General features: G+C 60.8%; 23 protein-coding genes. 8 read left to right on the forward strand and 15 right to left on the reverse strand.

Translation table 11 applies throughout. The annotated features are described in order from the left end of the window. The first annotated feature begins 14 nt into the window (after positions 1 to 14). Together ACP2YP_RS36770 and ACP2YP_RS36775 are read left to right on the forward strand one after the other, a co-directional pair. Positions 15 to 1,094: an ABC transporter ATP-binding protein gene (locus ACP2YP_RS36770; protein ID WP_426421187.1), complete on the forward strand. Its 1,080-nt coding sequence runs from the start codon at positions 15 to 17 to the stop codon at positions 1,092 to 1,094. 21 nt (positions 1,095 to 1,115) lie between these two features. Next, positions 1,116 to 3,428, forward strand: coding sequence for a TIM-barrel domain-containing protein (locus tag ACP2YP_RS36775; protein WP_426421188.1), 2,313 nt, complete (start codon positions 1,116 to 1,118; stop codon positions 3,426 to 3,428). A 146-nt stretch (positions 3,429 to 3,574) separates the two neighbouring features. Here ACP2YP_RS36775 and ACP2YP_RS36780 read toward each other — a convergent pair whose 3' ends face one another. Beyond that, positions 3,575 to 4,171 (reverse strand): TetR/AcrR family transcriptional regulator, encoded by a 597-nt coding sequence (locus ACP2YP_RS36780; RefSeq protein ID WP_426421189.1) that lies wholly within the window; start codon positions 4,169 to 4,171, stop codon positions 3,575 to 3,577. Positions 4,172 to 4,371: 200 nt separating this feature from the next. Between ACP2YP_RS36780 and ACP2YP_RS36785 the strand changes: the two genes are divergently transcribed. Continuing rightward, positions 4,372 to 4,902 (forward strand): hypothetical protein, encoded by a 531-nt coding sequence (locus ACP2YP_RS36785; protein ID WP_426421190.1) that lies wholly within the window; start codon positions 4,372 to 4,374, stop codon positions 4,900 to 4,902. Between the two features lie 110 nt (positions 4,903 to 5,012). Beyond that, on the forward strand, positions 5,013 to 5,765 hold the full coding sequence (locus tag ACP2YP_RS36790; protein ID WP_426421191.1) for an alpha/beta fold hydrolase: 753 nt from the start codon (positions 5,013 to 5,015) through the stop codon (positions 5,763 to 5,765). A gap of 78 nt (positions 5,766 to 5,843) precedes the next feature. On the opposite strand, the gene ACP2YP_RS36795 is transcribed toward ACP2YP_RS36790, so the two are convergent. Next, the gene (locus ACP2YP_RS36795) at positions 5,844 to 6,731 is read right to left on the reverse strand and encodes a LysR family transcriptional regulator (RefSeq protein WP_426421192.1); all 888 of its coding nucleotides are present in this window, start codon (positions 6,729 to 6,731) and stop codon (positions 5,844 to 5,846) included. A gap of 89 nt (positions 6,732 to 6,820) precedes the next feature. Between ACP2YP_RS36795 and ACP2YP_RS36800 the strand changes: the two genes are divergently transcribed. Then, positions 6,821 to 7,633 (forward strand): SDR family oxidoreductase, encoded by an 813-nt coding sequence (locus ACP2YP_RS36800; RefSeq protein ID WP_426421193.1) that lies wholly within the window; start codon positions 6,821 to 6,823, stop codon positions 7,631 to 7,633. 177 nt (positions 7,634 to 7,810) lie between these two features. Here the strand turns inward: ACP2YP_RS36800 and ACP2YP_RS36805 are convergent, their stop codons facing one another. From ACP2YP_RS36805 to ACP2YP_RS36835, 7 genes are all read right to left on the reverse strand, one after another. After that, entirely contained in the window at positions 7,811 to 8,005 is a 195-nt protein-coding gene (locus ACP2YP_RS36805) for a hypothetical protein (protein ID WP_426421194.1), read from the reverse strand. A 15-nt stretch (positions 8,006 to 8,020) separates the two neighbouring features. Further along, entirely contained in the window at positions 8,021 to 8,422 is a 402-nt protein-coding gene (locus tag ACP2YP_RS36810) for a cytochrome C oxidase subunit IV family protein (protein WP_426421195.1), read from the reverse strand. Between the two features lie 9 nt (positions 8,423 to 8,431). After that, complete coding sequence (locus tag ACP2YP_RS36815; protein ID WP_426421196.1) at positions 8,432 to 9,154, reverse strand: heme-copper oxidase subunit III family protein; 723 nt, start codon at positions 9,152 to 9,154, stop codon at positions 8,432 to 8,434. A gap of 16 nt (positions 9,155 to 9,170) precedes the next feature. Next, positions 9,171 to 9,875 carry a cytochrome c oxidase subunit 3 gene (locus ACP2YP_RS36820; RefSeq protein WP_426421197.1) on the reverse strand — a complete coding sequence of 235 codons (705 nt, stop codon included), beginning with the start codon at positions 9,873 to 9,875 and terminating at the stop codon, positions 9,171 to 9,173. Next, complete coding sequence (locus tag ACP2YP_RS36825) at positions 9,872 to 11,647, reverse strand: cbb3-type cytochrome c oxidase subunit I (RefSeq protein WP_426421198.1); 1,776 nt, start codon at positions 11,645 to 11,647, stop codon at positions 9,872 to 9,874. The genes ACP2YP_RS36820 and ACP2YP_RS36825 overlap by 4 nt, the downstream gene beginning before the upstream one ends. A gap of 73 nt (positions 11,648 to 11,720) precedes the next feature. After that, the gene (gene coxB / locus ACP2YP_RS36830; RefSeq protein WP_426421199.1) at positions 11,721 to 12,554 is read right to left on the reverse strand and encodes a cytochrome c oxidase subunit II; all 834 of its coding nucleotides are present in this window, start codon (positions 12,552 to 12,554) and stop codon (positions 11,721 to 11,723) included. 38 nt (positions 12,555 to 12,592) lie between these two features. Next, complete coding sequence (locus tag ACP2YP_RS36835) at positions 12,593 to 12,805, reverse strand: hypothetical protein (protein ID WP_426421200.1); 213 nt, start codon at positions 12,803 to 12,805, stop codon at positions 12,593 to 12,595. 339 nt (positions 12,806 to 13,144) lie between these two features. On the opposite strand from ACP2YP_RS36835, the gene ACP2YP_RS36840 reads away from it, so the two are divergent. The 3 genes from ACP2YP_RS36840 (at position 13,145) to ACP2YP_RS36850 (ending at position 16,907) form a co-directional block, all read left to right on the forward strand. Further along, complete coding sequence (locus tag ACP2YP_RS36840; RefSeq protein ID WP_426426403.1) at positions 13,145 to 14,041, forward strand: DUF2189 domain-containing protein; 897 nt, start codon at positions 13,145 to 13,147, stop codon at positions 14,039 to 14,041. A 32-nt stretch (positions 14,042 to 14,073) separates the two neighbouring features. Continuing rightward, positions 14,074 to 14,988 carry a complex I NDUFA9 subunit family protein gene (locus ACP2YP_RS36845; RefSeq protein WP_426421201.1) on the forward strand — a complete coding sequence of 305 codons (915 nt, stop codon included), beginning with the start codon at positions 14,074 to 14,076 and terminating at the stop codon, positions 14,986 to 14,988. A 383-nt stretch (positions 14,989 to 15,371) separates the two neighbouring features. Then, positions 15,372 to 16,907, forward strand: a complete 1,536-nt coding sequence (locus ACP2YP_RS36850) for a sensor domain-containing diguanylate cyclase (RefSeq protein WP_426421202.1) — start codon at positions 15,372 to 15,374, stop codon at positions 16,905 to 16,907. 245 nt (positions 16,908 to 17,152) lie between these two features. Here ACP2YP_RS36850 and ACP2YP_RS36855 read toward each other — a convergent pair whose 3' ends face one another. The 6 genes from ACP2YP_RS36855 to ACP2YP_RS36880 form a co-directional block, all read right to left on the reverse strand. Further along, positions 17,153 to 18,559 carry an MFS transporter gene (locus ACP2YP_RS36855; RefSeq protein WP_426421203.1) on the reverse strand — a complete coding sequence of 469 codons (1,407 nt, stop codon included), beginning with the start codon at positions 18,557 to 18,559 and terminating at the stop codon, positions 17,153 to 17,155. A gap of 134 nt (positions 18,560 to 18,693) precedes the next feature. Beyond that, on the reverse strand, positions 18,694 to 19,344 hold the full coding sequence (locus ACP2YP_RS36860) for a glutathione S-transferase family protein (RefSeq protein ID WP_426421204.1): 651 nt from the start codon (positions 19,342 to 19,344) through the stop codon (positions 18,694 to 18,696). Between the two features lie 119 nt (positions 19,345 to 19,463). Then, positions 19,464 to 19,790: a YciI family protein gene (locus tag ACP2YP_RS36865; protein WP_426421205.1), complete on the reverse strand. Its 327-nt coding sequence runs from the start codon at positions 19,788 to 19,790 to the stop codon at positions 19,464 to 19,466. A gap of 140 nt (positions 19,791 to 19,930) precedes the next feature. Further along, the gene (locus ACP2YP_RS36870; protein ID WP_426421206.1) at positions 19,931 to 21,142 is read right to left on the reverse strand and encodes a serine hydrolase domain-containing protein; all 1,212 of its coding nucleotides are present in this window, start codon (positions 21,140 to 21,142) and stop codon (positions 19,931 to 19,933) included. A 29-nt stretch (positions 21,143 to 21,171) separates the two neighbouring features. After that, positions 21,172 to 22,050, reverse strand: coding sequence for an SDR family oxidoreductase (locus ACP2YP_RS36875; RefSeq protein WP_426421207.1), 879 nt, complete (start codon positions 22,048 to 22,050; stop codon positions 21,172 to 21,174). A gap of 56 nt (positions 22,051 to 22,106) precedes the next feature. Next, on the reverse strand, positions 22,107 to 22,406 hold the full coding sequence (locus tag ACP2YP_RS36880; protein WP_426421208.1) for a hypothetical protein: 300 nt from the start codon (positions 22,404 to 22,406) through the stop codon (positions 22,107 to 22,109). Positions 22,407 to 22,411: the final 5 nt, after the last annotated feature.

The following is a 22,411-nucleotide window of genomic DNA, read 5'->3' on the forward strand; positions in this document are numbered from 1 at the left end:
TCGGGCTATCAACCATGGCTGAATTGAAACTCACGGCCGCGCGAAAATCCTTCGGCACTATCGACGTGCTGCACGGCATTGATCTCGCGGTGAAGGATGGCGAGTTCGTCGTCTTTGTCGGCCCGTCGGGCTGCGGAAAGTCGACGCTCCTGCGTGTCATCGCCGGCCTCGAAAACGTCACGAGCGGCGAGGTCCATATCGACGGCGAGCGGGTCACCCACCTGCCCGCCTCCGAGCGGGGGCTGGCCATGGTGTTCCAGTCCTATGCCCTTTATCCGCATATGAGCGTGCGCAGGAACATGGCCTTTGCGCTCGAGAACATGGGGCTGAAGCCGGCGGAGATCGAGGCGCGAGTCGCTCGCGCCGCCGGCATGCTGCGTCTTGCGGACTATCTCGACCGCAAACCCAAGGCGCTCTCCGGCGGCCAGCGCCAGCGCGTCGCCATCGGCCGGGCCATCGTGCGCGATCCGAAGATTTTTCTGTTCGACGAGCCGCTGTCGAACCTCGACGCTGAACTCCGCGTCGCGACGCGCAAGGAACTTGCCGCTCTGCATACCAATATCGGCGGCACCATGATCTATGTCACGCACGATCAGGTCGAAGCCATGACGCTTGCAGACCGGATCGTGGTGCTCAACGCCGGTCGGATCGAGCAGGTCGGCACGCCGCTCGAGCTCTACAACCGGCCCGTGAACGCCTTCGTTGCGGGCTTCATCGGCTCTCCCCGCATGAACTTCCTGCCCGCGACCGTGATGTCCGATGACGGCATGCTCAGCGTGAGCGTTGGCGAGCGTGACGTCGCATTGCCCCGCGCCGCTTCCGGCCTCACCGCCGGCGCGCGCGTAACGCTCGGCATCCGCCCCGAACATATCGACGTCGCGCCCGACACAGGCATGCTCGCCGGAACCGTCGATCTCGTCGAGCAGCTTGGCGGCGAGACCTACATCTATGCCACGGCTCCCGGCCTGCCGCAGATCACGCTGCGCCAGGATGGCCAGTCGCGGTTTGACCGCGGCGATGCCGTCGCGATCCGCTTCGCCCCCGACCATTTGCATATCTTCGACGCGGCCGGCGCGGCTATCGCCCGGCCGTGATCGTCTCCGGAGTCTGATCAAATGAAAGCCCTGACCCACGGCCGCTACCGCGGCCTCGACGGCCACGCCGCGCTATTCGACCTCGCGACCGGACCGGCGGCAGCCCCGCTCGCCACGCTGCGCATCGCGATTCTCGAGAGCGACATCGGCCGCGTCACCCTGCGCCGGCCGGAGGGCTATCGGCTCGACCGCGGCTGGGCGATCGCCCCTGATCGCACCGAGCCGCCGTTCGAGGGCCGGCGGCGCGACGACATTTCCGGCTTTGCCAATCCGGCGACGACCGTGTCGGAGGATGGCGGCATTTTCACGCTCGCCGCCACGGGTCTTCGTGCTCAAATCCGGCTCGATCCGTTCGGCATCGCGTGGTACCGCGCCGGCGAGCGGCAGCCATTCCTGCAGGACCGGCCGACCCAGGCCTATCTCCTGTCGCGCAAGACCACGGCGCTGCTGCATGCGATGGAACGGCACGAAGGCGAACGCCATTACGGCCTCGGAGACAAGGCCGGTCCGCTCGATCGGACCGGCCGGCGCTTCGCGATCGATGCCGTCGATCCCTGCGGCTACGACGCCGAGTTGTCCGATCCGCTCTACAAGATGCTCCCGTTCTTCATCGTCGACGGCGCACGCGGCGCGCACGGTATCTTCTACGACAATCTCGCGCTCGGCTCGGTCGACCTCGGCTGCACCATCGACAACTACCACGGCCTGTTCCGCAGCTATCGTGCCGAGGATGGCGACCTCGACTATTACGTGCTCGCCGGACCGACGGCGCCCGAGGTCACGCGGCGGTTTTCCTGGCTGACCGGCGGACAGGCCTTCGCGCCCCGCTGGACGCTCGGCTTCGCGATGACGACCATGACCATCGCCGACGCGCCGGACGCGGACGCGCGCATCACCGCCTTCATCGAGGATTGCAGGCGGAACGGCATCCGTTGCGACAGCTTTCACTTCGGCTCCGGCTACACCTCGATCGGCAACCGCCGCTACGTCTTCAATTGGAATCGTGACAAGTTCCCCGATCCGGCGGCGACGATGGCGCGACTTAAGGCGGCCGGCATGCAACCGGTCACCAACATCAAGCCCTGCCTGCTCGATGATCATCCACGGCTCGATGAAGCGAAGGCGCGCGGCATCCTGGTCGCTGACGGCGACACCGGCGAGCCGGCGGTCGCGCAATTCTGGGACGGCCTCGGCTTCCATGTCGACTTTACCAATCCCGAGGGCCGGCGGTGGTGGGCGGACGGCATCCGCGACGCGCTGCTCGCCTTTGGCGTGACGGCGGTCTGGAGCGACAATAACGAATACGAGATCTGGGACGAGGATGCGATCTGCAACGGCGACGGCCGGCCGTTCCCGCAGGCACTCGCCCGACCCGCGCAAGCGCTCCTGATGCACAAGCTCGCCTACGAGACCCAGGCCGCGCAGGCGCCTAGCAAGCGCCCCTATACGATCACGCGCGCCGGCGGCGCCGGCATCGCACGCTACGGCCAGACCTGGAGCGGCGACAACGAAACCGCCTGGAAGACGCTGCGCTACAATCTGATCCAGGGCCTGAACATGAGCCTGTCGGGGCTTTACAACATCGGCCACGACGTCGGCGGCTTCCATGGAGATTCGCCGGGCCCGGAACTGTTTTGCCGCTTCGTCGAGTTCTGCGCGCTGTGGCCGCGCATGGTGATGAATTCCTGGAAGACGAGCGGCATCGTCAACACCCCCTGGATGCATCCCGGCGTGCTTCCACAGGTCCGATCCGCCATGGAGCTTCGCCACAGCCTCATCCCCTATCTCTACACGCAGATGTGGCGTGCGGCGCTGGAGGACGTGCCGCCGGTGCGGCCGCTGTTGTGGGATTTCGCTTCGGACGCGATCGCAGCGACCGTCGAGGACGCGTTCATGCTTGGCCCAGATCTCCTGGTCGCTCCGGTGCTGGACGAGCGGGCGACGACGCGCGAGGTCTATCTGCCCGCCCATCCCGGCGGCTGGTACGACTGGCATGACGGGACGCGGTTCGAGGGTGGGCAAACCATCACCGTCGCAGCGCCTCTGGGCCGGCTACCGGTGTTCGCACGCGCGGGCGCGATCGTTCCGATCGAAGACGGGACGGGACTGACGGTGGTCGTGTTCGGGGCACCCGATCATGGTGGCTCCGGCCTTCTCTATGTCGACGATGGAGAGACCTCGGATTGGCGCAACGCCGGCATGGCCGTCGAATTCCGCCTGCGCCCCGACGCGACGGGCTTCGTTCTCGATGTCAGTGGAGGAAAGTTGGCCGCCCCCATCCGCGTCCGCGGCGTGGGCGTCCCGAATCTGTCGCTTGCCGGCACGACAGGGTGAGCCGCGCCGCCGAAATCGGTCGTGTTCGCATCCGGCGCTCACGCAATAAGCACGGTGCAGCGCCCATCGTCTGAAAGCATTTGAGAATATGTTGGCATAAGCGCTCGGCCGCCCTAGTTGGTCAGACTCCATCGGCGGTCGCCAAGTTATTCGGGCGCTAGCCGTGCTTGCAAACGATCGATAGCGAACCGCGCCATAGCGCGCAGCATATCCGCGGGAGCACCAGCCCGGGCCGCAAGCTGTAATCCGTTCATGGTCATCTGGATGAAGAATGCGCCCTCCTCTGCCTCGACCAGTGGATCGATTTCTCCACTGGCCAGCGCCTCGCCTACTCTTTCGACCAGCCGCGCCTGCAATACGGCACCAGCTTTGCCTTGAAGCTCGGTGAGCTCGGGGTCACGCGTGCCGAATTCGCTCGCTGCAGCGACGCCCATGCATCCCAACTCGCGCTCTGTCCGGTCTTTCGCGATCACGCCCAACAACATTGCGCGAATACCTGCCAACGGCGACGAAGATGAATTGAGATGGTTGATATGGGAAGTGATGGTACGCCGATGATAAGCTGACAGGGCTTCAAGGTAGAGCTGCCGCTTGTCGCCAAAGGCATTGTAAAGGCTCTGCCGGCCGAGCCCCATCGCATTTCTCAAATCATCCGTCGACGTCCCTGCGAATCCCTTGGCCCAGAAGACTTTGATCGCTTCGTTTAAAGCGGCTTCATGATCGAATTGCCGAGGCCTCGCCACGATTTACTCCTTCGCAGTCGATATCCAAAGAACGTCCATATCGGCGGCTCCGGGCACATTTGCAGCTGCCACCCGCTGCCGCCGGCTCATCTCCAGGAGAGTGGGCGGCCCGATCACGAATTCCATCCTTACGAACATCGTCAGAGTGATGATGGAAACAATATTGGTTTTACGACCGTTGGCGGCGCAATTCTACCGCCATGGAAAACAACGCTTTCAACCAACCGCAAGCTTCAATGTTGCTCCCCGATCAGGTTCGGCACTGTCTCGCCGGCCGAGCGCTTGCTGGCGATGATGGGAAACTCCGGATTGTCGCGGCTTCGGCGCAGAATTGGCCCGAGCTGGCCAGCCTAAGCGTTGATGAGATTGCACTCGGCGACGACGGCCTTGTTCGGCTGGCCCTGTGGAGTGCCTCGAAATCCTGCTCGACGCTGCTGGGTACGCGTCGTGCCACGCTGCTCGTGCCAGAGGGAGACGATATGTGGGAAATTCGCTGTATCGTCGTGGCCAATGCCAGTCTGGTGACGTCTCGACCTCTTTCCAGCTTTCTGCTGAAGCCGATTGAGATTCAAGATGGACATGCCGCACGCGCTGTCGGTGACACCAGAGGCGCGCACCATACAAGAGATAGCCAACACCGCGCGGACGAAACCCGTCTCGCGTTGTTTGATGCATTTCCCGTCGGACAAGACGGGGAACACCCGCCGCCTGGACTAACTTTTACCCCCTAGCGGCACATCAACCACTCCTCTGGCCATTCCGTCTGCTCCGTCTTGGCAGGCCGGGGAGATTTTTGTCCCAACCAGCTGATCCCCTCAGCGAGATATCAAAGGAAGTCAAAATGAAACGTCTTCTCACCGCTTCAGTCACAGCCGCCGCCCTCACCATCGGCATGTCTGGCATCGCTGCAGCCGAACCAATCAAGAATGTCGTCCTGGTCCATGGTGCGTTCGCCGACGGCTCGGGATGGCGCGGGGTCGCCGATATCCTCGAACGCGATGGATATTCGGTTTCGATCGTGCAGGAGCCCGAGACCTCGCTGGCGGACGACGCCGCGGCCACCAAACGCATCATCGAGCGCGTGAACGCACCGCTGATCCTCGTCGGCCATAGCTACGGAGGTGCCGTCATCACCCAAGCAGGCAATGAGCCACAGGTGCGCGGCCTGGTTTATATCGCAGCCTTCCAGCCGGACAGCGGCGAGGTCCTCGGAGCCCTGCAGAAGCAGAAGCCGCCGGCTTCGAACAGCGCGGTTCCTGCCGGCGAGGGCTACGTGATCGTCGACCCGAAGTCATTCCACAACGATTTTGCGGAGGATCTTCCGGCGAAGGAAGCCGGCTTCATGGCGATCTCCCAAGTGCCGGTGAGCGTCACCGTGTTCGGCACCCCGATCACCAATGCGGCTTGGCACAACAAGCCGAGCTGGTATGCGGTCGCAACGGAAGACCGCATGATCAATCCAGACCTGGAGCGCTTCATGGCCAAACGCGCCGGCAGCACAACGATCGAGGTGAAGGGAAGCCACTCTATCTACATGTCTCAACCCCAAACCGTCGCCAAGCTGATCGAGCAGGCGGCCAAAGAGGCAAAATAGCGGACTTTCCAACCTCCCATCTGCGCCGCCTCCTGCGAGAGCGCGGCGCAGATGCCACAAGGTGGCACAACCTCCCTATCACGTCCGCAGCATCGTCCGGCATAAGTCCATCGCCCGCTGCACGGCCGGAAGCTGCTGGCGACCCCGCGGATAGATCAGCGCAAGCCGTTCAGGCGCAGGCAATAGCGATACCGGATGCATCGAAAACCCCGGACGCGGTGCATGAAAAGCATGGATCGGTAGCAACCCCAGACCCACATTTCGTTCGACAAGCGTGTAGATCGCCGAGATGTCGGTGCAGTCCACGACCGCGGAGCAGGAAACGCCGGCAGCTGCAAATGCCTCCATGATCCGCTGGTAGATGCCTCCGCCCGACCGCCGGCGAAGCAAGATAAGCGGCACATGGGCCAGAGCATCGGGCCCGATCTCGCCATCGATAGGCCAGCGGTCGTCGCCTTCACGGCACAACAGGATGATGGTCATCGGCGCCAGCGGCTCGACGCCTAGCCCGAAATTCGCGACCGGCATATGGGTCAATGCGAAATCCAGTTGCCTGAGCTCGACCATAGTTTCAAGAAGCTGAGGGTCGCCTTGCTGGAGTGAAAAACTGACGGCCGCGCCCTCTTCGCGAATTCGGGCGACCATGCTCGTGATGATCTCGATCGATACCTGCGTGAACCCGACGCGCAAGCGGGTAGTAAAGCCGCGTCCGATTGCACGCATTTCCTGATCCAGCGCCGACGCACCGCTGAGCAGCTCGGCGGCCCGCTCGTAAAGCGCTCTCCCGGTGTCGGTGACGGCAAGCCCCCGGCCGGCACGTTCGAACAGCGATACGCCCCACTCCTCCTCCAGTTGCTTGATCGCCACACTCAGATTGGGCTGGGCGACTCGTAGGACGTCTGCTGCGGCAGCCAGCGAGCCGTGTTCGACCACGGCCCGGAAATAAGCGAGCTGCCTCAGATTCATCGAGGGTCATACTATTATGGACAATGCTGTCCATAACATATACGGCATGTCGTCCAAGTTCAAATCAAAAAGGGCGACCGGAGATTTCGATGACCTCTACCGTTTTCATCACCGGCGCGTCACGCGGTGTCGGCCACGCTTGTGCGGTGGCGTTCCTTGCCGCCGGCTGGAATGTTTATGCCACCGCACGAGACCCTGAGAAGATCGACATCGCCTTCACCGAGCGACTGGCCACGGCGCAGCTGGACGTGGGGAATGACGCCTCGATCTCGGCAACCGCGGCCGACGCGATCGCCCGGTTCGGCTCGGTCGACGTTTTGCTGAACAATGCGGGCATCGGCTTGGGTGGACCTGTAGAAGCGTTGAGCCGTGAGAAATTTCACGCCCTCCTGGACGTAAATTTGGTTGGCGCAGCCCTTGTTACAAAAGCGCTCCTGCCCGGCATGCGGGAAAACCGCAGGGGCATGATCATCAACATTGGATCGCTGGCAGGAGCCGTCGGCCTTCCATATTTGGCACCCTACTGCGCCAGCAAATTTGCGCTAGCTGGGCTAAGCGAGGCCATGCGGTATGAGCTTGCCCCTTATGGCATCAGGGTGAAGCTAGTTGAATTGACCGGAAGTCGCACACAATTCAAGCAGCCAATTCTCTCCCATGAGGCATATGAGCCGGAGGCTGCAGTGGTGGAGCAGCGCCTGCGTGAGGGGCTGTCATCAGCTGCACCTCCTGAAACGGTTGCCGAGGAGATATTGCGCATCGCGTGCTCTCGTTCCGACCGGCTACGCTATGTCGTCGGAGCAGATAGCCTCCTCCCTAGGATCAAGAGGTTTGTTCCCGACAAGATGCTCCGATCTACTCTGACACGCGCGTTCGGCCTGCGCCGAAGCGGCCCGAGCAAGTAAAGGAAGGTGCAGAGAGGCGCAACCACCGATACCGACATTCGCTGATGGCTCCGATCTAGCCAGGTTACCTGCCGCTAGCCGATCGAAAAAGCTCCGCTCCTGGTTCGATCCATCATGGGCCTGACGGAGATTTCCGGTTCATCTTTTATGTCGCTATCTCGGTTCCGCCGGCCTCTCTCACCGAACAACGTCTTCGGCGAGCGGATGTGACGGATGGCGTGTATCGCCACGCCGGTTTTGTGGGCGCACGTATATGATGACGGCTTCCGGAAACTCCGTCTTCACCTTCAGCGCGGCGGCGAGCGCGTCCTGCGCGTCCAAGACGACATGGTCTGCTTTTCCATTCAGCTTGAGCCCAACGGTAAATTGCATCCACGAACCTCCCAACTACGCCGTTGGCGCGAAGAACATGACCCGGAGCAGATGCGTGTAGTCGGATTCGAACACCATGATCGCCACGAATACCAACACCAGCACCGGCGGCAGCAGGATCGCGTAGGCAAGAGCCAGCCGCTCCCAGGCCATGTGCATGAAGACCGCGACGATCAGGCCAGCCTTCAACACCATGAACAGCAGGATCAGCGACCATCGTAGATGGCCATGGAGGCCAAAGTAGTCGACGAGATAGGAGCAGGTGCTGAGAACGAACAACCATCCCCAGACCACGAGATAAAGCTTGATCGGATGCTGCTGCCCCTTTGTGTGTGTGGTTCCTGATGCGAGTGCGTCATGCGCGTGAGCTTGCAGCGAAGGTTGCTGCGCTTCCAGATGTACCGCGACGTTTGTCATGCTGCGACCTCACCAGAGATAAAAGAGCGCAAAGATGAACACCCACACGAGATCGACGAAGTGCCAGTACAGGCCGGTGATTTCGACGATCTCGTAATACCCCTTCCGGCTCGTGAAAAAGCCGCGCCTTCCGACATCGAAATCTCCCCGCCAAACTTTTCGCGCGATGGCGATCAGGAAAATCACACCGATCGTCACATGGGTGCCGTGGAAGCCGGTGATCATGAAGAAGCTTGATCCAAACTGCTCCGCACCCCACGGATTGCCCCAGGGCCGGACGCCCTCCATGATCAGCTTGGTCCATTCGAACGCCTGCATCCCGACGAACGTCGCACCGAATGCCGCTGTCGCCAGCATCAAGGCTGCAGTTTTGGCGCGATCGCGGCGATAACCGAAGTTGACGGCCATCGCCATCGTCCCGCTGCTGCTGATCAGGATGAAGGTCATGATCGCGATCAGGATGAGCGGGATTTTCTTATCTCCGATCGTGAGGGCGAAGACTTCGCTGGGGTTGGGCCACGGCACGGTCGTGGTCATTCGCGTCGTCATGTACGACAGCAGAAAACAACTGAAGATGAAGGTGTCGCTGAGGAGGAAGATCCACATCATGGCCTTCCCCCAGGAAACGTTCTTGAAGGCGCGCTGATCCGAGGACCAGTCGGCGGCGATGCCTCGCCAACCTGCAGGTCGCGCCGGCGGTTCTACGTTGTTTATCAGCGCCGTTTCTGCCATCTGGTCCTTGCCTTCCCTAGCTCAACAACTGGCGACAGATGTCGACGAAATCGTCTGTCCAGCCCGTCAGCAGGCCGAGCAGGACCAGCCAGACCAACAGCAGGAAGTGCCAATAGATGGCGCATAGCTCCACGCTCAGGCGCACGTCGGTCACCGCCGCGCCGTGCCACACTTTGGCAGTCGTTCTGCCGAGGGCCACCAGACCGCCCATCAGATGCAACCCATGCACGGCAGTGATCAGGTAGAAGAACGAGTTGGCTGGATTGGACGCGAGGAAATACCCCGCAAGGCTCAGTTCGCGCCACGCCAGGAGCTGCCCAATAAGGAATGTAATGGCGGTTGCTCCGCCTGCGCACAGACCGACGATGACGCCGTCGATATTGTTCCGACGCGCGGCCGCGTGTGCGCCTTGCAGCACCACACTGCTCAGGACCAGGACGACCGTGTTGAACCATAGCAGCCCCGGCATCGGCAGCGCCCGCCAGTCCACCATGTTCATGCGCATGGAGTAAGCGCTGATGAAGAGTGCGAACAACGAACCGACAACCGCGAGAAACACGCCCAATCCGATTTTCGCCGGCGGAACGGACGACGTGCGCTCCTCGCGAAGATCGACCATTACTCCTTCCTCTAGCCATGGCTTGGCCGTCAACCGTTGATGGGAGAGCCACCAACCCGCAATTGCCGCTATTCCAGCCATGAACAGGATAATGGCGCTCACGGGTGGGCCTCCTGTGCCAGCATTCCGGCTGGCGGTTCATTCTGCGGCACGAAATCCCCGGTGGCGCCGGGCACGCTGTAATCGTAGGCCCAGCGATAGACGATCGGGAGGTCCTTGCCCCAGTTGCCATGTCCCGGCGGGGTCTCTGGCGTCTGCCATTCCAGCGACGCGGCTCCCCAGGGATTGCCGCCTGCCTCCTTTCCCTTGAACAGGCTCCAGATCAGATTGAACAGGAACACGAGCTGGGCGAAGCCGACGATCAGGGCCGCCACGCTCATGAACGCATTGAGGTCATGGGCGGATGCCGGAACGAAGGCCGTTTCGCCGATGTCGTGATAGCGGCGGGGCATGCCCAACAGGCCCAGATAGTGCATCGGGAAGAAGACCGCATAGGCCCCGAGGAACGAGACCCAGAAGTGGAATCGTCCGAGCGCCTCATTGAGCATGCGTCCGGTGACTTTCGGATACCAATGATAGATTCCGCCGAACACGGCCATGATCGGCGCAATACCCATCACCATGTGAAAGTGGGCGACAACGAACATCGTGTCCGACAACGGAACGTCTACGACCACGTTGCCGAGAAACAGGCCGGTGAGGCCGCCGTTGACGAAGGTGACGATGAAAGCCAGCGCGAACAGCATCGGGATGGTGAGATGAATGTCGCCGCGCCAAAGGGTCAGCACCCAATTGTAAACCTTGATCGCGGTCGGGATGGCGATGATGAGTGTCGTCGTGGCGAAGAAGAACCCGAAATACGGGTGCATGCCGCTTACATACATGTGGTGCGCCCACACGACGAAGCTGAGGGCACCGATTGCCACGATCGCCCAGACCATCATGCGATAGCCGAAGATGTTCTTTCGCGCGTGGACGCTGATCAGATCGGAAATGATGCCGAAGGCCGGCAAGGCGACGATGTAGACTTCGGGATGGCCGAAGAACCAGAACAGGTGCTGGAACAGGATCGGGCTGCCGCCGCCATACTTCGTCAGCTGCCCCATCTCGACCAGCGTAGGCATGAAGAAGCTGGTTCCCAAAACGCGGTCGAGCAACAACATCACCGAGGCGACGAATAGCGCCGGGAAGGCCAGCAGCGCCATGACGGTGGCCGTGAAGATGCCCCACACTGTCAAGGGCAACCGCATCAATGTCATGCCACGCGTGCGCGCCTGCAGCACCGTCACCACGTAATTCAGCCCGCCCATGGTGAAGCCAATGATGAACAGGATCAGGGAAGCCAGCATGAAAATGATGCCCCAATCCTGCCCGGGAGTACCGGAGAGAATCGCCTGCGGCGGGTACAGCGTCCAGCCGGCGCCGGTGGGCCCGCCGGGCACGAAAAAGGTCGAGGCCAGCACCACGACCGCGAGCAGGTAGACCCAGTAGCTCAGCATATTCACATAGGGGAACACCATGTCCCGGGCTCCGACCATCAGCGGGATAAGGTAGTTGCCAAAACCTCCCAGAAACAGCGCGGTGAGAAGATAGATCACCATGATCATGCCGTGCATGGTGATAAACTGGAGATACTGGTTCGGATCGATGAATGAGAACGTGCCGGGGAATCCGAGTTGCAGCCGCATCAGCCATGACAGCACCAGCGCAACCATTCCAATGGACATCGCCGTGATCGAGTACTGGATGGCGATGACCTTGGCGTCCTGCGAAAAAACGTACCTCGTCCACCAACTTCTCGGATGATAGAGCTCGACCTCGCCCACTTCAGCCGGTGGAATGCCTGCAACTGTGTCAAACGGGACATCGACCATCGGAATACCCTCCTTGGTCTCGCTTCAGTGAGGAGTTCGCCCTACGACAGGTGAGATCTCCTCGTCGGTGTTTTCATTCGCTTCCTGACTTGTAAGCCGCTTTCGCGACGTCGCGCTGCCCCGAAAGCTCGGCGAACGTGTGCTGCTTCTCCAGCCACGCGTGATATTCTTGCTCTTCCTCTACGACGACCTTGCCCCGCATCTGCGCGTGCGCGGCACCGCAGAGTTCGGCGCAGAGAACCTCGAATGTTCCGGTGCGGGTAGGCGTGAACCAGTAATATGTGACCGAACCCGGGATCATATCCATCTTCGCCCGAAACTCGGGCACATAGAAATCATGCAGGACATCAATCGAGCGGAGCAATATCTTCACCGGCTTCCCAAGCGGCAGGTGCAAGTCGTCATTTTGAATGACGACATCGTCCTGTCCGGCGGGATCGCCGGGATTCAGCCCCATGGGATTTTCGGCACTGATATTGCGCGCATCGGAAGTCCCGAGCCGGCCGTCCTTCCCGGGAAGCCGATAGCTCCATTGCCACTGCTGTCCCATGACCTCGACCTCGGTCGCATCGGCCGGAACCGTGACGAACTGGTGCCAGACAACCAGGCCCGGTGCGAGCATTGCTGCGACGCCGATTGCGGTCCCGACGCTGAGCCACCATTCGAGCTTCTTGTTTTCGGGATTGTAGGCTGCCCGCCTTCCCTCCGTGTGTCGAAAGCGGAAGACGCAATAGGCCATGAAAGCGACGACCGCGAAGAAAACCGCCCCAGTGATCCAGAATGTCAGGGTAATCGTATCGTCGATGTAGCGCCAGTTTGAGGCGAGCGGGGTCCACCACCACGGGCTGAAAATGTGAAACAGCACCGAGGCCAGTGCAACCAAAAGCAGTATGATCGCTACAGCCATCCTTATGCATCCTTGCCAATTAAGGCTGCGGATACGAGCTAGAGGGCGGAGCTCACGTCTGTGGCAATGGCGAATATCATCTTCGCCATCATCATGCCTCTTGTCTCGCCCATTCGGCCGGTCGCGACGTAAAAGGTCGACACGTAAAAGGTCGACACGAACTGCACGTCAAAACCGGTCATCTCACAGGAGCCGGGGCCGTTCAGTGCTTTTAAGATGGTCCCCGTCGAGCCCGGCGTCAATAGAGTCATCAATAGAGTCAATAGAGGAGTATGCCCGCCTCAGTCCGGGTGCGGACTGGCCCGGATGCAATGCAGCCGACGGACACCTGCCGGCGCCACCATTCGATGGCGCGATGCAGCAAATCGATTTGTGCGGATGCACAATTCACCCAACGACGAGCGCTATCTTGCTTCTTTCGCATATCGGACTAATTTCACTGTACCGGTCGCGACAGATGTTGTCCGGCAAAGCTCCTTCACGTTGAACCTGATTTGCCGGGCTCGATCGCGAATTTCGCGCACGAGACGGATGCGTGCGATTTGAGTGCGCTCCGCTCCCCTGCGATCACAGGCAAGGAGACGGGAGCCATGGCCACAGTATTCGCAAGACCCAAACTGCACGTGTTTGGCGTCTCTACCCCCTTTGTCGTTCGCAAGATCAGCCTTTCCGATTTGGGCAACGCGCTGCGCCTGGGCTGGGAAGACTTCAAGGCTATCCCGACTCACGCCATCGTCCTGTGCGTGATTTATCCTGTTCTCGGACTTGTCCTGTTCAGACTTGTCATCGGCTATTCGGTGCTGCCGCTGCTCTTTCCGCTCGCCGCCGGTTTTACCCTGATCGGTCCTTTTGCCGGGCTCGGCCTCTATGAGCTCAGCCGCCGCCGCGAGCGCGGAGAGGAAGCCGCGGCGTGGGATGCAATGGAGGTGCTGCGTGCACCGTCCTTCGGCGCCATGCTCGAACTCGGCGTCCTCCTGTTCGTTCTGTTCGGCGTCTGGATCGGCGCCGCGGACGCGATCTACGTTGCGACCTTCGGCTATGCTCCGGCTGCAAGCATCCCTGACTTCGCAACGCGTGTTTTGACGACACCGGAAGGATGGTCGCTCATCATCGTCGGCTGCGGCGTCGGCTTCCTGTTCGCCGTCATGGCCCTGTGCATCAGCGTTGTGTCGTTTCCACTGATGCTCGACCGGCACGCAACTGCGATCGACGCAATCCGGACGTCGCTGCGGGCCGTGAGAGAAAATCCAATTCCGATGGCGGCATGGGGTCTGGTTGTCGCGACACTGCTGGCGATCGGCTCGCTGCCGTTCTTCGTCGGTCTCGCCGTCGTTCTGCCGGTGCTCGGTCATGCAACCTGGCATCTTTATCGGAAGGTGGTCGAGCCTGACCCGAATCCGCCGGAAGAACAGCCCCGCCCACCGATAGGTCACCGCTATGCGGCGGATTTCCCGGCCTCGCTCTTCCCGTGGAGCCGCGAACGCTAGCCGGGGCAGCAACGAACGGGCGCACCATCACCGTGTTCGGCGGAACCGGCTTTCTCGGCAACCGCATCGTTCGCCATCTGCGCAATCACCAATTTCCCGTCCGGATCGCGTCAAGGCATCCGGACAGGGGACACAGCCAGTCGGGTCCCGAGAATCCGCAAGTTCAATTTGTAGAGGCCAACATTCACGATGAGCGATCGGTCGCGGATGCGCTGGTTGGCGCCTACGGCGTCATAAACGCGGTCAGCCTTTATAGCGAGCGCGGACTGGACACTTTTCACTCCGTTCACGTCGAAGCGGCGCAACGGGTAGCAGTCCTGGCCCACCGGGCGGGAGTCGAGCGGCTTGTTCACGTTTCGGGGATCGGTGCCGATGTCGCCTCGCCGTCCTGCTACATCCGAAAGCGCGGCGAAGGCGAACAGGCGGTCCGTGCGGAATTCGCCGATGCGTTTATCGTCCGCCCGGCCGTGATGTTCGGATCGGACGACGCGCTTCTCAGCACCGTCCTCAAGCTCCTTCGTCGGCTTCCGATCTATCCGATGTTCGGCCGCGGCCGGACCAGATTGCAACCGGCCTATGTCGAAGATGTTGCAGAGGCGATTGCCCGAATCATGGAGCGAGCCGAGACTCACCCGACGGTCTTTGAGTTCGGCGGCCCGACCGCCTACTCTTACGAGCAATTGCTCACAGCGATTGCGCATCAAGCTGACCTCGCGCCTGTCCTGATTCCGATCCCGTTTGCCGTTTGGCACGCGCTGGTGCGGGCCGCCGAAATAATACCCCCTGGCCTGCCCCTTACTCGTAATCAGGTGGAGTTGATGCAGATCGACACCGTGCCGTCGCCGGAGATGCCTGGATTTGCCGAGCTTGGCATTTCGCCACTTTCGATCGAGGAAATCCTCCAGAGGATGTTACCGAGTCGAGATGAGACTGCTCGGCTAGACTAGACCGCTTTAACGGCAGACGGTTCGTGCACGACAATCGATTGAGATTGCCGGGGTTTTCTAACTTGGTTGCGGGGAGCGCAACACCCGATCTCTGCGAAGTGGTCGCCAAAACGCGAAAGGCGCCCCTCACGGGTCGTCTGCGCCGATATCGCAAGAATCCGGGTGTTACGAGGCAGGATTTAAACGTACGTGAACTTAACGACCCCTGGGGAGAGAAATCCGCGAGCGCCGTTAGCGCCGACCGTCAACCAGACGAGCAGACGGCCAGACTGCGCCCTTCCCATAGTTAAGATTTGAATATCAAAGACCGCCAAGTTGCACGCGAACTTCGGCGCTTTCTTCAAGACGGGATCGCTAGGAAGAAGGAGGGGAAGGAGCGGGCCGTGGGGGGACCGCTGGGACACGGCATGACGAACCGCATCACGCGATCAAATGGGGTTTCAACGAGGCTGCTGCTGGTGCTCGGCCTCACGGCGACATTGAGCTTCTCCGGCATTTGCGGCCTCGAATTGTGGAGAATGGGCGACGCCGACTATCGGCATCAGCAAAACGCGGCGACCAATCTCATCGCCAGCATCGCCAGCGAGATCGACCGGAACATTGAACTCTACGACTTATCGCTCCAGGCGGTCGTCGACGGAATCAAGATTCCCGATATCGATACGATCAGGCCGGAACTGCGGCAGGTCGTGCTGTTCGATCGCGCGGCCTCGGCCAGAGACCTGGGATCGATCCTGGTCCTGGATGCTGCCGGCGACGTCAGGCTGGATTCCCGATCGCTGACACCGGCCCGAACCAATTTCGCCGATCGCGATTTCTTCAAGATCCATCTCGCCCATGCAGATGCCGGGCTCTTCATCAGCCGCCCCTGGGTGGCGCAAGATGGACAATACTTCATCAGTCTCAGCCGCCGCATCAGCCGAGCGGACGGGTCGTTTGGCGGCGTGGTCGCCGGCAGTATGCACCTCACCTACTTCCACAACCTGTTCAGGAAACTGCGGTTCGGCGACAAGGACTCCATGACGCTGCTGCACGCGGACGGCACAATCCTGATGCGGGCGCCGTTCAACATCGACACCATCGGACAGAGCCTCAAGGGCTCCGATGTCTTCAGGCAATTTCCGCCCGTAGCGGCTGGAACGTACACCAAGGCCTCGATGCTGGACCAGGTCAAGCGCCTGTTCGTGTTTCAGCAGATCGGCAATCGTCCGCTCCTGATCATCGACGGTGTCTCGTTCGAGACAATCTATGCCGACTGGTGGCAGGAGGTCTGGCTCATCGGATCGTTCCTGCTGGCGCTTAGCGTCGCCACGATGGCGCTGAGCGTCCTGCTGGCGAATGCACTCAAACGTCGCTCCGCCGTCGAACGACAACTGGCCAAGCTCGCCGCTACCGACGGCCTGACCGGGGTGAGCAACCGCCGCCACTTCGATGAGACGCTCGACAACGAGTGGCGCCGCGCCCAGCGCTCGCGCAGTCCGATCTCGCTGCTGATGATCGACGTCGACCATTTCAAGGCTTTCAATGACACCCACGGGCATCAGGCCGGCGACACCGCGCTCGCATCCATCGCCGAATGCATCGCGGGCGGAGCGAAGCGCGCCTCCGACCTCGTCGCACGCTACGGCGGCGAGGAGTTCGCGGTGCTGCTGGCGGGCGAGACCATTGAAGGCGCGGTGCAGATCGCGGAATCCATCCGGACCAGCGTCGCATCCCTGCGCGAGCAGCAACAGGGCCGACCCGACATGGCGCCGACCGTCAGCATCGGCGTTGCCTGCGTCGCTCCAGGCACAGGTCTCGCGCCGCATGATCTCATCAAATCAGCTGACGTCGCCCTTTACGAGGCCAAATGCCAGGGGCGCGACCGAACCGTCGCCGCGCCGAACGCGAAGAACGTTCGGGCCAGACTGGTCGCCTGAGCCTTGCGCACACGGGGATAGGTCGCCGCCGTGACGGGGCCCACGCCCGCGCGCGTGCTATGCGCTTCGCGCTTCGTTCATGGATTTGGTTTGGGATGGTGCCCAGGGAGAGAATCATACGCAACCACCGACACGCCGAACCATTGTTTGTCCTTAGTATGGTGGCGTGAGCGCTGAGCGGCCCGAGACATAGGTGACACGCTTGGCATGGTAGCGGTAGTCCGCTACACCGCGAATGACTGGGTTCAACTCTCAGCGCTCACGGCCACGACGGCGGCTTCGCGCCGGGCCGGCAACGCAAGTCCCGCTACTGCGCCGATGGTCGACAGGCCTGCGGCAACGTTCATAGCCGCGACAAAGCCCGAGCTAAACGCCTGAGGCGAACTCAGGCTTCCGGTGCGGTCGAACACTGTGACGATAAGGGCTATGCCGAGCGCTCCGCCGAGAAAGCGGAACATGTTGAACGCGCCGGATGCCTTGCCGACGTCGGCTGCAACGACAGAGCTCATGACTGCATTCTGAGCGGCTGGCATGGCTAATGAGACGCCAGCACCGGCGACAATCATCGGCAGGACAAGTCGGAAGTAATCACCGTCGGGGGCCGCAATCATTGCGATCGATAACATTCCAAGGGCTTGAAGCAGCAGGCCGCCGACAACAAGACGGCGCTCGCCGATCCGGTTGACGAGGCGTCCGCCAAGCGGTGCGAACACGAACAGCGTCGCCGTCCAGGGCACCATGCGCAGGCCGGCGCCGAGCGGCCCGTATCCTTGCGCGGTTTGTAGGAACTGCGGGATAAAGAACAAGACGCCATACATCGCGGCATAGAACAACAGGCTCGCCGCAATGGCGGACGAGAAGGCGCGGACACGAAACAGCCGCATCGGCAACATCGGCTCCGACGCGCGCAACTCGAAGGCGACGAAGGTAGTCGCTAGCAGAAGCCCAGCAATCAGGGCCGTAGCGACTTCGGGATTTCCCCAGCCAGCGCTGTTACCACGCATCAACCCCCACACCACGCAGAAAGCAGCAGAGCTGACCAGCACGAGGCCACCGATATCAAGCGCAGTGTCGGGTCCGTGGCTTTCTTGGATGCGGGCAAACACGAACGGAATTGTCGCGAGGCTGATCGGGACGTTAATCCAGAAAATCCACTGCCAAGAAAGGCCTTCGGCGATCGCGCCACCGACGACGGGCCCGGCAATAAGGGCAAGCCCAGTTACGCCGCCGAAGATTCCCAGCGCCTTGGCGCGCTCTTCGCGTGGGTACGCCACACTCAACAGCGCCATCCCCAGCGGCATCAGCAGCGCCGCTCCAGCGCCCTGCAAGGCTCGTCCGGTGATCAGCAACGTGGCGTTGCCTGCCATCCCGCACACCATCGAGGCGGCAACGAAAAGTCCCAAGCCCGTCGCGAACATACGGCGACGACCAAAGCGGTCGCCGAACGCTGCCCCGGTCAACAACAGCACCGCGAAGCTGAGATTGTAGGCGTTCACCGTCCACTGCAGCACCTCGATCGAGACGCCAAGGTCCCGGCGGATCGTGCTTAGGGCCGTCGTGACCACCAACGAATCCAGTGCGGCCATGAAGGATGCCACCGACGTCAGCGCTAGTACCCAACCCTTGATGGCCTTCTCGTTTGGCTCTTTCATTGCGTCCTCGTCATGATGAACAGCGGTTAGTCTCCCAAGGTCGCTTGCCGCGACACCGATGCAGATCTAAGGACGGTACAGGATGCCCAGAGGATTCCCCCGAAAACCTTTTTTCAAAAGCTCCTATCGCTGGCCTACGTCGGTGCGTTTTCCCGAAACGGCTGCATCTGTGCCTCCATTGCGCGGCCAAACGCGGGACGGGCTTCGCACCGCTGGCGAAAGGCATCGAGAATTGGGAATTGCGATAGGACGCCCGAGTCTACGAGTTCGCGCAGCACGGTCGTCATCATCAGATCGCCGGCGCTGAAGCAGCCCTCAAGATATTCCTTACGGCCCAGCCAGGCGGACAGCGCCGCGAGCCGCCTGTCTAGCATCGCCCGAAGACGCGCTCCGTATTCTCCTGCCCACGTCTCGCCAGCACCACTACCGTCGAACTGAATCAGATTCTGCGCGTGCGGCTCAATCGAATTGAGGGCAGCGATCACCCAGCTGGTCATCCGAGCCCGACCGGGCTCATCCCTCGGCGCCAACTTCTCGGACTTGGCCGCGATGTACAGCACGATTGCGCCGGACTCGAACATTTCGACTTCGCTGTCCCGGTAGGCGGGAACCTGGCCGAAAGGCTGCCATTGGCGATAACATTCAGACGGTTGGACCTGCGAGGCGATCAAAGTCGCATGGTAAGGCAGCCCGGCTTCTTCCAGCGCCCAGCGAACCCTGAGATCCCTCACATAGCCTTGGGCGAACGGTGGCACCCAACGGAAGGCCGAGACTTCAGTTGCCATAAGGGATCCTCCTCGGTAGCCTGACGCTTTAGCGCGTGGCGTCATGCTTTTCGCAAGCGTAGCGGCTTGGCATTTTTCCCGTGCGATAACGCCTTTGGCCTCAAAGCCAATCTCGCCCATCACAGGAATACTTCGACGGTCGGACGAATTTCGAAAGAGGCACCGCGACGGGCCCAAGGGCATTCCTTGGCGACATCGATCGCCTCGGCCAGGGAGACGCAGTCGATAAGGTAGATCCCTAGCAATTGTCTACGGGTCTCGGCATAAGGCCCATCAAGCACGATGCTGCCACCCGAGTGTCGCTTACGAAGTGTTAGAGCCGCGGCGGTGGGTAGCAACTGAATCGAAGCCCGCGACTTGACACCTTTCCCAGCGGACAGCCGCAGCTCCCACGGGCGAGCCCACGTTTCTATTTCATCATCGAAGTAAAGGATGGAATATTGCACGTGGCATTCTCAACCGAGTTAGAGGAAATCATCAAGCTTGGCGCTCTTTCGGCAATCCATAAGCCAGGGGATCGAGACGATCTCTCGCCTACAGCTATTGGCGTGGTTCAGATAAATTCGGCTCCGGTTGCCAAGGGCGCTCACCGAGCAGGAGCGCCGTAGACAGCGTCTCGAATATCGATGGTGAATGAACCGTTCATTCCTTCAACAGCGGTGTTCGTGAGAGCGACGACCGAAAGATTCTGTAGCGGATCAACGAAGAAATAGTGGCCATACACGCCACTCCACGTCCACGTTCCGGGGGATTGCGGCGAGCTTGCTGTTTGCGGATCGAGAATTACCGCAGCTCCATACCCAAAGCCCCAGCCTGGTCGATTCTTCACCCTAAGGCTGCCGATCTGGTTACTCATCATGGCCCTCACAGTGGGCGACTTGAGTATGGGTGCTCCGCCGCTGCGCAAAGTCTCCAAAAAGCGGATGTAGTCATCAGCACTGCCGATCATCCCGCTCCCTCCAGACGCAAAGGACTCGGGGACGAGCGCGCGACTGGGTGACAAGCTGATACCGGCCAGCCCCGCGAACGGAACAGTATCTGGGTCTGCCATCTTGGCTGGTTCGGGCTTTCCGTCAACATAAGGTATTGCCAATCGCCGAGCATCGGCAACCGCGAAGCTCGTGTCAGCCATGGCGAGCGGTTCCGTTACCAAACGTTGTACGAGCTGTGGCAGTTGCTGGCTTGATGCTTTCGATATCGCAGCGCCCAGGATATCAATCGCGACAGAGTAGCCCCAATCTTCGCCAGGCGCATATCGTAGGCCTGCGTTGCTAACGCGACGCAGTTCGTCGTCCATTCGAAGCCCGGGCCGGTCCATCCCATCCGAAACCCCCGCGCGGTGATATGGGCCAACTGTCGGCTCAAGGAAGCCGTAGGTTAGCCCGGCTGTATGCGTGAGCAACTCGCGGATCGTAATCACAGGCGAGCTGCCATCTGCCAGCTTTGGATGAAATGACGGGAGCCAACGCACAACTGGATCGTCGAGACCGAGTACACCCTTGTCGACAAGAGCAAGCGCAGCGGCGGTCACAATGGGCTTTGACAGCGAAGCTAATCGAAACAGAGCGTCAACCGGCATTGGTGTTCCGGCTTCGCGATCGAAGTATCCCGCCGCACGCCGATAGACGATCTTTCCATCCCTTGCGATTATGACGACCGTACCGACGATGCGCTTTTGGGCCAGCGCGCGCTCGATAGCACCGTCTACTCGGAGCGACAATTCGTCGGCGCAAGCGGTGCCGGAAGCAAGTCCCAAGAGAACAGCGGATAGGCAGACCAGAGTTCGTAGCGAGAGCATGTCTTTACCCTACGTCCAACAGAGCGGTTTCACGCCGCAGCAGGCTTGCCCGAGAGGATCGCGGAACTCCGTTTCGCAAATTGCAGAAACGTCGAAGGCCGAATGCCGAATAGCTCATGCGTGGAAAGATCGACTCTGGACTCGGCACCTCCCTTGAGGCGCTCCTCCAGCTGTTCATCCAGCGCGTCAGCGAATTCGGAGGATATGCCCCGGGCAAGCAGGGCTCGACGCCGCTCGGCGGGAGCTACGCTGACATAGCGGATGGGTCTTCCGCTCGCTTGCGAGAGACGATCTGCAATTTCGGAAATGGTCAAAGCTTCGGGACCGGTCATGTCCAATTTCGCCCCCTCATGACCGCCATCACGAAGCAGGCAGAACCCGACCTTTCCTACATCGACCAGATCTACCGGATTGAGTCTCGTCTCCCCCAAGGGCAGGCGCAATTCGCCGGCTCCAACGATATCGCGGATTTCACGAAGATAGACCTGCATGAAACCGCTTGGACGAAAGTGCGTCCACGCAAGTCCTGAATTTTCGAGATGAGCCTCGATCTGTTTGTGCATGCGAACGAACCGGAACGCAGAATCGGCGCGAGCATCCAGGCCGGAGAACTTGATCACATGGCGAACACCAGCTTCTTTGCACGCGTCGATAAAAGTGCACTGCTTTTCGACCATCTGTGTATCGGGTCCGGAAATCATGAGGACTCGGGTGACGCCCTCAAGAGCGGCCCGCAAGCTCTCCCTCTTGGACATATCGCCCTCTACGATCTCGGCGGTCGGAACCTGCTCAAGATGCGCAACCTTGCGCCTATTCCTCACAAGAATCCTGACAGGTCGCTGAGTACGAACGATCTCCTCCATGACAAAGGAACCTGCGAGCCCTGTGGCCCCCGTGAGCAATATCATCTCGAACTCTCCTCTCATTGATAGGCGCGATCACATGACTTCTGATATTCGGCACTTTACCGACCGCTGGACAGGCAATTGCCAATGATCATTGCGCGTTGGGACTCTGGCGCGGTTAATCGCCTGTCGTCCGCATGTCTTCGGAATTCCTGAAAAGCGGTGAAGGTCGCAAGCGACGGAGCATTGTCCGCCATCGACGCCAAGTGGACGAAACTACCGTCTTCCAGTCGAAGCGCCAGATATTGGAGCCCGCCCGGGCTCTTGGCATGCAGCTCCACGAAAACCCCCTCGATCAGGCGCTGATTTTCTTCAACCTTCTCCGGTTTGACTTTGTATCGGACTACGACAGTTCTCATGTTGG

Source organism: Bradyrhizobium genosp. A (genome assembly GCF_049949275.1).
In the GTDB taxonomy this organism is placed as follows: Bacteria; Pseudomonadota; Alphaproteobacteria; order Rhizobiales; family Xanthobacteraceae; genus Bradyrhizobium.

Coding starts and splice junctions, on each gene's coding strand:
- ACP2YP_RS36770 (WP_426421187.1), top strand. CDS start 15: ATGGCTGAATTGAAACTCACGGCCGCGCGAAAATCCTTCGGCACTATC.
- ACP2YP_RS36775 (WP_426421188.1), top strand. CDS start 1,116: ATGAAAGCCCTGACCCACGGCCGCTACCGCGGCCTCGACGGCCACGCC.
- ACP2YP_RS36785 (WP_426421190.1), top strand. CDS start 4,372: ATGGAAAACAACGCTTTCAACCAACCGCAAGCTTCAATGTTGCTCCCC.
- ACP2YP_RS36790 (WP_426421191.1), top strand. CDS start 5,013: ATGAAACGTCTTCTCACCGCTTCAGTCACAGCCGCCGCCCTCACCATC.
- ACP2YP_RS36795 (WP_426421192.1), bottom strand. CDS start 6,731: ATGAATCTGAGGCAGCTCGCTTATTTCCGGGCCGTGGTCGAACACGGC.
- ACP2YP_RS36800 (WP_426421193.1), top strand. CDS start 6,821: ATGACCTCTACCGTTTTCATCACCGGCGCGTCACGCGGTGTCGGCCAC.
- ACP2YP_RS36805 (WP_426421194.1), bottom strand. CDS start 8,005: ATGCAATTTACCGTTGGGCTCAAGCTGAATGGAAAAGCAGACCATGTC.
- ACP2YP_RS36810 (WP_426421195.1), bottom strand. CDS start 8,422: ATGACAAACGTCGCGGTACATCTGGAAGCGCAGCAACCTTCGCTGCAA.
- ACP2YP_RS36815 (WP_426421196.1), bottom strand. CDS start 9,154: ATGGCAGAAACGGCGCTGATAAACAACGTAGAACCGCCGGCGCGACCT.
- ACP2YP_RS36825 (WP_426421198.1), bottom strand. CDS start 11,647: ATGGTCGATGTCCCGTTTGACACAGTTGCAGGCATTCCACCGGCTGAA.
- coxB (WP_426421199.1), bottom strand. CDS start 12,554: ATGGCTGTAGCGATCATACTGCTTTTGGTTGCACTGGCCTCGGTGCTG.
- ACP2YP_RS36835 (WP_426421200.1), bottom strand. CDS start 12,805: ATGACTCTATTGACGCCGGGCTCGACGGGGACCATCTTAAAAGCACTG.
- ACP2YP_RS36840 (WP_426426403.1), top strand. CDS start 13,145: ATGGCCACAGTATTCGCAAGACCCAAACTGCACGTGTTTGGCGTCTCT.
- ACP2YP_RS36855 (WP_426421203.1), bottom strand. CDS start 18,559: ATGAAAGAGCCAAACGAGAAGGCCATCAAGGGTTGGGTACTAGCGCTG.
- ACP2YP_RS36860 (WP_426421204.1), bottom strand. CDS start 19,344: ATGGCAACTGAAGTCTCGGCCTTCCGTTGGGTGCCACCGTTCGCCCAA.
- ACP2YP_RS36870 (WP_426421206.1), bottom strand. CDS start 21,142: ATGCTCTCGCTACGAACTCTGGTCTGCCTATCCGCTGTTCTCTTGGGA.
- ACP2YP_RS36875 (WP_426421207.1), bottom strand. CDS start 22,050: ATGATATTGCTCACGGGGGCCACAGGGCTCGCAGGTTCCTTTGTCATG.
- ACP2YP_RS36880 (WP_426421208.1), bottom strand. CDS start 22,406: ATGAGAACTGTCGTAGTCCGATACAAAGTCAAACCGGAGAAGGTTGAA.